Annotated in this window: 10 protein-coding genes; 7 read left to right on the plus strand and 3 right to left on the minus strand. The window is 38.4% G+C overall.

Features of this window, described 5'->3' with window-relative positions; all coding sequences use genetic code 11:
- Positions 1-66: 66 nt before the first annotated feature.
- From BCG07_RS03865 to BCG07_RS03875, 3 genes are all read right to left on the minus strand, one after another.
- Positions 67-510 carry a MerC family mercury resistance protein gene (locus tag BCG07_RS03865; protein ID WP_286888775.1) on the minus strand — a complete coding sequence of 148 codons (444 nt, stop codon included), beginning with the start codon at positions 508-510 and terminating at the stop codon, positions 67-69.
- 102 nt (positions 511-612) lie between these two features.
- Entirely contained in the window at positions 613-990 is a 378-nt protein-coding gene (locus BCG07_RS03870) for a MerR family transcriptional regulator (protein ID WP_004588890.1), read from the minus strand.
- A 42-nt stretch (positions 991-1,032) separates the two neighbouring features.
- The gene (locus tag BCG07_RS03875; protein WP_004588889.1) at positions 1,033-1,422 is read right to left on the minus strand and encodes a Cd(II)/Pb(II)-responsive transcriptional regulator; all 390 of its coding nucleotides are present in this window, start codon (positions 1,420-1,422) and stop codon (positions 1,033-1,035) included.
- Between the two features lie 77 nt (positions 1,423-1,499).
- Between BCG07_RS03875 and BCG07_RS03880 the strand changes: the two genes are divergently transcribed.
- From BCG07_RS03880 to BCG07_RS03910, 7 genes are all read left to right on the plus strand, one after another.
- Positions 1,500-2,114: a cation efflux transmembrane domain-containing protein gene (locus BCG07_RS03880; protein WP_004588888.1), complete on the plus strand. Its 615-nt coding sequence runs from the start codon at positions 1,500-1,502 to the stop codon at positions 2,112-2,114.
- 55 nt (positions 2,115-2,169) lie between these two features.
- A complete protein-coding gene (locus BCG07_RS03885) occupies positions 2,170-2,901 on the plus strand; it encodes a transglutaminase-like domain-containing protein (RefSeq protein ID WP_004588887.1) in 732 nt (243 codons plus the stop codon).
- The gene (locus tag BCG07_RS03890) at positions 2,888-3,790 is read left to right on the plus strand and encodes a cation diffusion facilitator family transporter (protein WP_004588886.1); all 903 of its coding nucleotides are present in this window, start codon (positions 2,888-2,890) and stop codon (positions 3,788-3,790) included. The genes BCG07_RS03885 and BCG07_RS03890 overlap by 14 nt, the downstream gene beginning before the upstream one ends.
- A gap of 46 nt (positions 3,791-3,836) precedes the next feature.
- Complete coding sequence (locus BCG07_RS03895) at positions 3,837-4,196, plus strand: hypothetical protein (RefSeq protein WP_235190303.1); 360 nt, start codon at positions 3,837-3,839, stop codon at positions 4,194-4,196.
- A gap of 83 nt (positions 4,197-4,279) precedes the next feature.
- On the plus strand, positions 4,280-5,497 hold the full coding sequence (locus tag BCG07_RS03900) for a TolC family protein (RefSeq protein WP_286888779.1): 1,218 nt from the start codon (positions 4,280-4,282) through the stop codon (positions 5,495-5,497).
- A 64-nt stretch (positions 5,498-5,561) separates the two neighbouring features.
- A complete protein-coding gene (locus BCG07_RS03905; RefSeq protein WP_002962258.1) occupies positions 5,562-6,818 on the plus strand; it encodes an efflux RND transporter periplasmic adaptor subunit in 1,257 nt (418 codons plus the stop codon).
- An 11-nt stretch (positions 6,819-6,829) separates the two neighbouring features.
- On the plus strand, positions 6,830-9,823 hold a 2,994-nt coding region (locus BCG07_RS03910), incomplete at its 3' end, for an efflux RND transporter permease subunit (protein WP_286888782.1).

Raw genomic sequence — 9,823 nt, forward strand, 5'->3', positions numbered from 1 at the left:
GTAAGTCATCAGATTAGCTTCGTGTGATTAAAACAAGCCTGACAGTCGCATATGTGTCTTGAGAGGTTATTCAAGCGTAACTTGTTTATGCCCCAAAACGTGTTTAGGCGAATGCCTCAAAAGAGCGAAAAGCAGACATTGACCGTTAATCGTTTCAACGACGGCAATTAGCCATACGTTGCATGTTTGCTCCCTTACTGGTTTTACGATATCCAAAACCGACATAACGACCATTAAGCAAATACCAAAGTAAAATAGGTATGTGCTCCAATCATATAGCCAAAGAGGATAAAGCGTTAATAGCACTGCTACAGGCCCTAGAATGCTGAAGACAGCTCTGGTATGGTTTTTATTTTTGTGCCAGTTGTATAAGTTTACCAATAGTTCCAAAGATGCAAAAATAGGTAAAAGCGTATTTACAGCTATTCCTTCGAAGTGAGAGAAGAAGCCTAGTCCTAATGCCGATGCAAGTGACCTTAATGCAGGGAGGCAGGCCGTGCCGCTAGCCAAACGCCACTAGAGCCTACTCTGTCTAATATTTTATTTATCATTTGAAAGTCTATTGGTTGATATTACCATCATTCTAAACTCCGTATACAAGTACGGAGTCAATCATTTTAATGAGTCAATTATGGGGCAATGTGTTGGATCTTCGTTTTGCATACAGGTATTTGTCATACCCACAATTACTTTCTCTAAACGTTGAAGGTCATTAATTTTGTCTCGAATGATTGCTAACTTTTGTCGGTTTAATAGCTCAACTTGAGCGCAGTTGCTGTCCATAGACATTAGCGATTTTATTTCTCTTAACGTAAAGCCGAGCGCTTTGGCTTTTGTGATAAACCTAAGTTGTCCTGCTATTGATTCGTCATATTGTCTATAACCAGATATTGGTTTTTCAGGTTGTGTAATCAGTCCTTCTCGTTCATAAAAACGAATGGTTTCTACATTTAAATTTAATGATTGTGCTAATTTGCCAATGGTTTTCATTATTGCCTTTGTGAATACTACTAATCTAAAGTTATATTTAGTTCAACTATCTAATGACTTGATAATGCCACAGACTTCAATTGTACCGTCAGACCCGCAAGAGCTTGCCATTAGTTTTAACTCTTTTTTGAGTGCATTCAATTCCTTCATTCGTTGATTAACTAAAGTTAGTTGCCGATCAATTAATGCATTTACACTAGAGCAACTCTCCTCTGGCTTGTTTTTTAATTCAATGAGTCGCTTAATATCATTAAGCGGAATATCTAAACTTCGACAATGCTTTACGAACTCTAGCTCTTTAAATGCCTTATTAGAATACAACCTGAAATTCCCTTCAGTGCGATCAGGATCTGACAGCAAGCCCTCCTTTTCATAATATCGGATGGTTTGTACTGAATACCCCGATGTTTTCGATAACTCACCAATTTTCATAAAATTTCCAAATAAACTTGACCCTATAGTCACTATAGGATTTATAGTTAGAGCATACAAGTTAATCGGAGATGAAAATGAGCGATTGTGGGTGTGAAGTTGAGCTAAAAGATAACCAGCAAAAAACGGTGCTTTATTGGCTTCTGGCTATCAATGCCTCGATGTTTGTTTTTGAAATTGGCTTTGGTTGGTTATCAGAATCAACGGCTTTAATTGCAGATTCGTTAGACATGCTAGCGGATGCAATCGTCTATGCAATTGCACTATACGCGGTGGGAAAGTCAATCCAACATAAGGCTAATGCTGCTTTAGTGAGTGGCTATTTCCAACTGGGGTTAGGCGTGCTAATTCTAATGGATATTGCTAGAAGGCTGTATGGTGAAAGTGAGCCTCACTCTTGGTTTATGATTGGCGTAGGCATGGTTGCTTTAGTTGCAAATGTGATTTGTCTCATCCTTATTCGAAAGCACAACAACGATGAAGTACATATGAGAGCTAGCTGGATATTTTCAGCGAATGATGTAATTGCAAATCTTGGTGTCGTTATCGCAGGCATACTCGTTATGGTGCTGAAACAGCGTTGGCCTGATATCGTCATTGGTAGCATCATTTCAATGTTAATTCTTCGAGGCGCTTACCGAATACTAAGCGATGCTAAACAAGAATTAGCTGTTGCTGAGAAAACACGTTAAACACCAAATGAAGATAAACAATCAACCTTTGGTTGTTCAAAGTAAGGAAACATCAATGAATAGCAAATATCTAGAAAAAACCAAGATAGTAAATTTTGAACACTCTACAATTCAATCATTAATTTCTGAGCGTAATTGGCAAGAACTCGATGACTTCAACAAAATTGGTGCAGCCTACCAATTTGTTAAAGATGAAATATTATTTGGTTACAATGAGAGTGATGATATTTCAGCAAGCAGTGTTTTAGCCGATGGTTACGGACAATGCAATACCAAGGGTAACTTGCTGATGGCTTTGTTACGAGGATTAGGTATTCAATGTCGTTTTCACGGCTTTACTATTGAGCAGCGATTACAAAAAGGAGCTATTCCAACTTATGTATTTTGGTTAGCACCTAAATATATCATTCATAGTTGGATTGAAGTTTATTTCAAGGATCGTTGGATAAACTTAGAAGGCTTTATATTAGATGAACAATATTTAAGTTCACTACAGCACAAATTTAGTCAAATAAAAAACGAATTTTGTGGTTATGGTGTTGCAACAAAGTGTTTCTCTTCGCCAGATACAGATTGGCGTGGTCAAGATACCTATATACAAAAAGAAGGTATTCATGATGATTTTGGTGTTTATAATTCCCCTGATGAGTTTTATCTCGAAAAAGGAACTAACTTATCAGGAATCAAACGTTGGATGTATCAACGAGTGATCCGTCACTTTATCAATTTTAACGTAGTCAATGTAAGAAATTTAAAAGTTCTTGAGGTGGAAAATGCACAATCATAGCCATAGCCATTCGCATGGAAAAGACGACCGTATAGGTTGGACATTTTTCCTTAATGTTTCATTTACTATTATCGAATTTATTGGTGGTTGGCTAACCAACAGTACCGCTATTATGGCTGATGCTGTACATGACCTGGGTGACAGTTTATCTATAGGATTCGCTTGGATACTGAGTCGTTTCTCGGATAAAGAAGCATCCGATAGATTTAGCTATGGCTATCGTCGTCTTACCCTGTTTGGCGCATTAATTAACAGTATTGTATTAGTTATTGGTTCTGTCTGGGTGCTATTTGAAGCAATACCAAGATTATCTAATCCTGAAATGCCAATGGCTGAAGGAATGTTGGGTCTTGCATTACTTGGGGTTGCTGTTAATGGGTATGCAGTATTTAAACTAAAAGCGGGTAAAACGCTGAACGAAAAAGTACTTACGTGGCATTTGCTTGAAGACGTACTTGGCTGGGTTGCAGTCCTAATTGTTTCTATCGTGCTGCTTTTTGTAGATCTACCAATATTAGATCCTTTGCTTTCTATAGGCTTTACACTGTTTATATTGTTTAACGTTTTGAAAAACCTGAAAACAACATTGGCACTATTTCTTCAAGCTACACCTGATGAAGAAGTGCAGAATAATATTGAAAAAGCGATAAAGGCTATACCTGAAATTAATGGGATTCATCATATGCACTTTTGGTCATTAGACGGGGAAAGTCACGTATTAACTGCTCACCTAGAGTTAGCCCATAACTTTGAGGTTGATAAATTAATTAGGCTAAAACAACAAGTGGCTAAGGAACTTTCTTCTTATAATTTATCTCATACAACCATTGAGTTTGAGTTTCCTCAAGAAACTTGCCGTGACGAGCATGAAAAACATGCGCATGGCTAGTTTAGAAAACCTTTTTTTGATATTATAATTTTTCATATTTAAGTAGGTGTTTATTTTGAAATTCAATGTTGCGTTAAAAATACTATTAGTCGTTTCGATTGTTTTGCAATCGTTAACTGCTGTTGTATCCGCAACACCTGAGAATCACCAAATAGATATAGAGCACCTTCAAATTCAACATGATCATGCAGATGATCGAAATGTCTCAAATGATAATGTAGGTGATGAGCAGCATAATGAAAAAGATTGTCATCACTGCGGACATTGCAGTGGCAGCCACTTATCTTGGATTTTAGTCAGTAATTCAAATACCACGGGCAAACTAAACATTATCAATAAAACGCCTTATCAAATTGATCAAACAAGTACCTTTCTTGAAGCGATACTTCGTCCGCCTATTTCTTAATTAGATTAATTTTTAATGACCTATTTATCCTTTAATAATGGATAAAGGTTTCGTGTTTATTAATTTTAAAATTAAGAATTTTTATGTATATATATTTAAAAAATGCAGGTTTAGTCCTGTCTTTATGTATGGCTGTGAGTTTTTCAGTTGCCACTTATGCCAAACAGAAAAGTATTTCATGGCTAGATAGTCAAATAAATAAAGATCCCGAAGTTGTTGCGGCTAAAGAGTTACTTAATGCAAGTAATCATAGAGCCAAGAGCTTAACTAAAGCCGTATATAACCCAGAGCTTGAAGCAAGCTATGAAAAAGAGGGTGATTTTGATAATTATTCTATTGGTATCAGTCAAACGATTGATTTTTGGGATAAGCAATCAGCAAATAAAAGCATTGGTGAAATTGGTGTTTATGCAAACCAGCAACAATTGTTATCTCTACTCGATTCTAAAAAGGCTAACGCTTTAACTGCAATAGTTAATTGGCAAGCAGCAAAAAAGGTGGCTCAGTTACTTTCAGTAAGAGAAAATCAATTACAAACGCTCGTTGGAATTATTGAAGATAAGCGAAAAGCAGGACTTTTAGAGCCACTTGACGCTGAACTGGTTTATTTAAACTTGTCCCAAGTTTTCAGTGAAATATCTGAGTCGCAAATTGCTTTGAAAAATGCAGAGGTAAATGTTCAGGAGTTATTGCCTGATTGGACGCCTAATACTACCAATTTTTTTTCATTTACTTTTGGAGCAACAAACTATTCATTTAACTCTCAGTGGGTTGAGGAACATCCAAAAGTTAAACTCGCTAGAGCGCAATGGAAGATAAAACAATCTAAAGCTCAACTAACCACTATGGAATCTAAAGCCAATCCAACCATTGGAGTTAACGCAGGGAAAAGTGGAGATGAAGACTTGATTGGCGTGACTTTCTCAATGCCTTTAAATATCAGAAATAACTATTCAGATACTGTTAAAGCCGCTTATTCAGAAGCAATTGCAGCAGAGGCTAACTTTCGGTCGGTTTATCGAAAGCAGTCATTTGAAGCAAAAGCTAATTATGAATCGCTTATTGTCAGTAAAAAATATTATGAGCAATGGCAAAAACTGACAAAAGGCAGATTAGATAGCAGCGAAAACTTATTAAATAAGCGCTGGGAAGCTGGTGACATTAATACTTCTGACTACTTACTTGCATTAAATCAACGTGCGGAAGGGCTTCATGCAGGAATACGTTTGGAAAATCAATTCAAGCTTGCAGAAATATCCTTCATTTTAAGTATGGGTCAGTTATCCAAATTTGAGATTTGAGCGCTTTGTTTTTTCAGTAGCGAAAAACGAAATCTTAAATTTATTAAAAATATAGGTTACAAAAATGAATACAGTAATTAGTAAAAAATTTTTAGCCGTAGTAATTAGCTGCCTGTTAGTTGGGTTTACTACAAATCATGATGCTTTTGCACAGTCGTCAGATGGAACTGGTTCTGTCACAAACGTTTCGAAACAAGAAGAAAAAGAACATCAAGATGAGCATGAACACGAAAAGGGACATGAAGAAGATAAAGGTGACCATGACGAGCACGGCCATGAAGGTGGTAATAAAGAGGGAGAAGAAGGACATGAAGAAGGTATCACTATTGATCCAAAGAAGATGTCGCTTGCTAACATTAAAGTGGAAAGTGTTAAGCCTGAATATCAATTTAGCTCCGTATATGCACCTGGCGAAATAAAAGCTAATGGCTATAAAAGTTATGTGGTATCACCACGTACAGAGTCAGTCATTATCAGTCGCCATGCAGCGCTTGGCGAGTATGTAGAAATAGGTCAGAAGTTAGTTACATTATTTAGTGAAGCAATGGCACAAGCACAAGCTGACTATTTAATCGCTTCAACCGAATGGCAACGTGTAAAAAAGCTGGGTAATAAGACGGTGAGTGAAAGTCGATTATTACAAGCTGAAACAACATACAATGCGAGCTATGGCAAGCTCATTGCTTTAGGGTTAACTGAAAAAGCAATAAATGGTATTTCTAACAAAGACATTAAAGCATTTGGACAATATGCATTAACGGCGCACCGTGAAGGTGTCGTGCTTCAAGACGACTTTATCCAAGGGCAACGTGTTGATGCTGGGGATTCAGTCATGTTGTTAGCTGATGAAAAACAACTATGGGTTGAAGCAAAAGTTTCTCCAAATAAAAAGCTAAATTTATCAATTGATTCTCCTGCGGTACTTAAATTAGAAGGCCAGAGTTACAATGCCAAAGTTATCCAAGAAGCCCATACAATTGATCCCGTAACTCGTACAAGAATTATTAGATTGGGGGTACAGAATGCTGATGATAACCTTCATTCAGGTATGTTTGTAAAAGTTTACTTTCAGTTTGCCACAAAGCAGAAAGTGATGGCTGTGCCAGAAGAAGCATTGATCCGCAGCGCAGATGGTGATTGGACCGTATTTGTCGAAGACCACCCTGGAGAATTTAAAGCTGTAGAAGTAGAACTAGGCCGAGCCTTAGGTGATTTTAGGGAAATCATTGGCCTTGATAGTGGGACGCGAATTGTAACCAAAGGCGCATTTTTTGTTGCTTCTGAAATCGCTAAAGGCGGATTTGATCCGCATAACCACTAAGGAGCAAGACTATGTTTAATAAAATAATAGATTGGTCTGTTAATAATAGACTCCTGATTTTGATTGCGCTGTTTGCCACAATTGTCGGCGCAATTATGGTTATACCAAAACTAAATTTAGATGCCTTTCCTGATGTTACTAATGTTCAAGTTGCTGTAAATACTGAAGCGCCAGGACTAGCTGCTGAAGAAGTTGAACAACTCATTACGTACCCCATTGAAGCGGTCATGTATGCCTTACCTGATGTAGAACAAGTGCGCTCAATTTCTAAAACAGGCTTGTCTGGCGTCACGGTTGTTTTCAAAGAAGGCACCGACATTTACTTTGCAAGACAACTTGTATTTGAGCGTCTTCAAGCCGCAAAAGAACTGATACCAGAAGGTGTCGGCACACCCGAAATGGGGCCAAACACCTCAGGGCTAGGCCAAGTATTTCAGTACCTTCTTATTTCAGATAAAGATGCAGGCTATGATGCTATGGCACTCAGGAGTCTCAATGATTGGGTAGTAAAATTACTCGTTATGCCTGTCGATGGTGTTACTGATGTACTCTCCTTTGGAGGTATTGTTAGGCAGTACCAAGTAAATGTAGATCCATCTAAGCTTCTTTCTTATAACCTAACGCAAGAAGACGTTGTTGGTGCCCTAGATAACAACAATGCCAATGTTGGCGGATGGTATATGAACCGTGGGCAAGAGCAGCTTGTTATTAGAGGTGCAGGTTGGTTTGAAAGTGGTGACGCTGGTATTAGTAATATCAAACAAGTTCCCGTCAAAACAGTTGATGGGACAGTTGTGACGGTTTCGGATATTGCTAAAGTTGAAATGGGCAGTGAAATTCGTCAAGGTGCTGTCACAATGACGCGCAAAACCGAAGACGGTAAAGTCGAAAATTTAGGTGAAGTTGTCTCTGGCATTGTCTTAAAACGCATGGGGTCTAATACTAAAGCCACCATTGATGGTATCAATGCAAGAATCCCATTGATTAATCAAGCATTGCCTAAAGGTGTTCGCTTTGAACCATTTTATGATCAGGCTGATTTGATTGAAAAAGCCGTTGATACAGTAGTTGATGCACTATTACTAGCATTTATTTTCATCTGTATTGTATTAGCACTATTTTTAATGAATATACGTGCAACCTTCCTTGTCCTAATATCTATTCCAATTTCAATTGGTATCGCGTTAATGATCATGGCTTGGTGGGGCATTTCTGCAAACCTTATGTCATTGGGTGGCATTGCCGTAGCCATTGGTATGCTAGTTGATGGTTCAGTCGTGATGGTTGAAAACATGTTTAAGCATTTAAATAGACCAGACTCTACCCATTTAAAAACTGTAAAAGAAAGAGTGCCTAGTGCTGATACTGATCCACATGATGTAGAACAAGATGAGCATGGTATTAAGTTACGTCTTCAAAATGCGGGTAAAGAAGTGGCTCGTCCCGTATTTTTTGCAGCTTCTATTATTTTAGTCGTATTTACGCCTTTATTTAGCTTTGAAGGTGTTGAGGCAAAGTTATTTCAACCTATGGCAATAAGCATCATTTTAGCTGTTATATCTGCTATTGTGGTTGCGTTGTTTGTTGTACCCGCTTTAGCTACTTATTTATTTAAGTCAGGTGTAAAAGAGAGGGAAAGCTTTGTTCTTAGGCCATTAGACAAACTCTACAGAAAAGGGCTTACATTCGCACTAAAACGCACCAAATTAGTCATTTCAGCCGCACTTATATTAGTTTTCTCTGCCTTTGCATTAGTTCCATTAATTGGTACTGAATTTGTACCTGAGTTAGAAGAAGGGACGATAAACTTAAGAGCAACGCTTGCACCTTCTTCCAGTTTAGATACCGCGCTCACTGTGGCACCAATTCTAGAAGAAAAACTAATGGCTTTCCCTGAAGTAACCTATGCATTAAGCCGAATTGGTCGAGCAGAAATAGGTGGAGACCCAGAGCCTGTGAATAACATCGAAATTTACATAGGGTTGAAGCCTGTTTCTGAGTGGACCAGTGCATCTAATCGATATGAACTTCAAGGAAAAATGGAGAGATCTTTAGAAGAATTCCCTGGGTTGCTACTCAACTTTTCTCAACCTATTGCGACTCGTGTCGATGAGCTACTATCTGGTGTTAAGGCTCAGTTGGCGATAAAGTTGTTTGGGCCTGAACTTGAGGTACTGGCGGCTAAAGGTCAAGAAATAGAAACAGCAATTAAAAACATTGAAGGTGCAAGGGATGTTGCATTGGAGCAAATTGCTGGTGAAGCGCAATTGGTGATAAGTCCTAACAGGCAAGAACTATCACGCTTTGGATTGTCTGTGAGTGACATAATGGAGGTTGTGCGTGATGGTATTGGTGGTGTTGAAGCCGGACAAATAATCAATGGTAATGAACGTTATGATATTTACGTTCGCATAGAGGAAGAGTACCGAAGTAACAAAGAAGCTATTGCTGATATTCGGCTTCAATCACCTACTGGTGCTTGGGTGCGGCTGGGTGACGTAGCCTCAGTCTCATTTGAGTCAGGCCCACCACAAGTTAGACGCGATGATGTACAACGAAGAGTCGTTATCCAAGCAAATGTACAAAATCGAGATATGGGAAGCGTGGTTGCCGATATCAGAACGGTAATTGCTGAAAAGGTTGACTTACCTTCAGGTTATTCTGTTTCGATTGGCGGCCAGTTCGAAAGTCAAAAACGTGCTCAAAATAGGTTAGCTATAGTTGTACCTTTATCGTTAGCACTAATCGCACTACTACTTTACTTTGCCTTTGGTTCTGTTGGTCAAGCTATGCTGATATTGGTCAACGTGCCGCTTGCTGTAATTGGCGGAGTTTTCTCCTTATATTTATCTGGACAATACTTGTCTGTACCAAGCTCCGTTGGCTTTATTACCTTATTTGGTGTAGCGGTATTGAATGGGGTCGTTATGGTAGAAAGTATCAACCAACGTATTAAAGACGGTCTAGAAGCATCTAAAGCCGTTTTTGAAGGCGCTACTTCAAGA

The sequence above is a fragment of the Pseudoalteromonas sp. ESRF-bin5 genome (assembly GCF_002632075.1).
GTDB lineage: Bacteria > Pseudomonadota > Gammaproteobacteria > Enterobacterales > Alteromonadaceae > Pseudoalteromonas > Pseudoalteromonas marina.

Coding starts and splice junctions, on each gene's coding strand:
- BCG07_RS03900 (WP_286888779.1), top strand. CDS start 4,280: ATGTATATATATTTAAAAAATGCAGGTTTAGTCCTGTCTTTATGTATG.
- BCG07_RS03905 (WP_002962258.1), top strand. CDS start 5,562: ATGAATACAGTAATTAGTAAAAAATTTTTAGCCGTAGTAATTAGCTGC.
- BCG07_RS03885 (WP_004588887.1), top strand. CDS start 2,170: ATGAATAGCAAATATCTAGAAAAAACCAAGATAGTAAATTTTGAACAC.
- BCG07_RS03890 (WP_004588886.1), top strand. CDS start 2,888: ATGCACAATCATAGCCATAGCCATTCGCATGGAAAAGACGACCGTATA.
- BCG07_RS03880 (WP_004588888.1), top strand. CDS start 1,500: ATGAGCGATTGTGGGTGTGAAGTTGAGCTAAAAGATAACCAGCAAAAA.
- BCG07_RS03875 (WP_004588889.1), bottom strand. CDS start 1,422: ATGAAAATTGGTGAGTTATCGAAAACATCGGGGTATTCAGTACAAACC.
- BCG07_RS03870 (WP_004588890.1), bottom strand. CDS start 990: ATGAAAACCATTGGCAAATTAGCACAATCATTAAATTTAAATGTAGAA.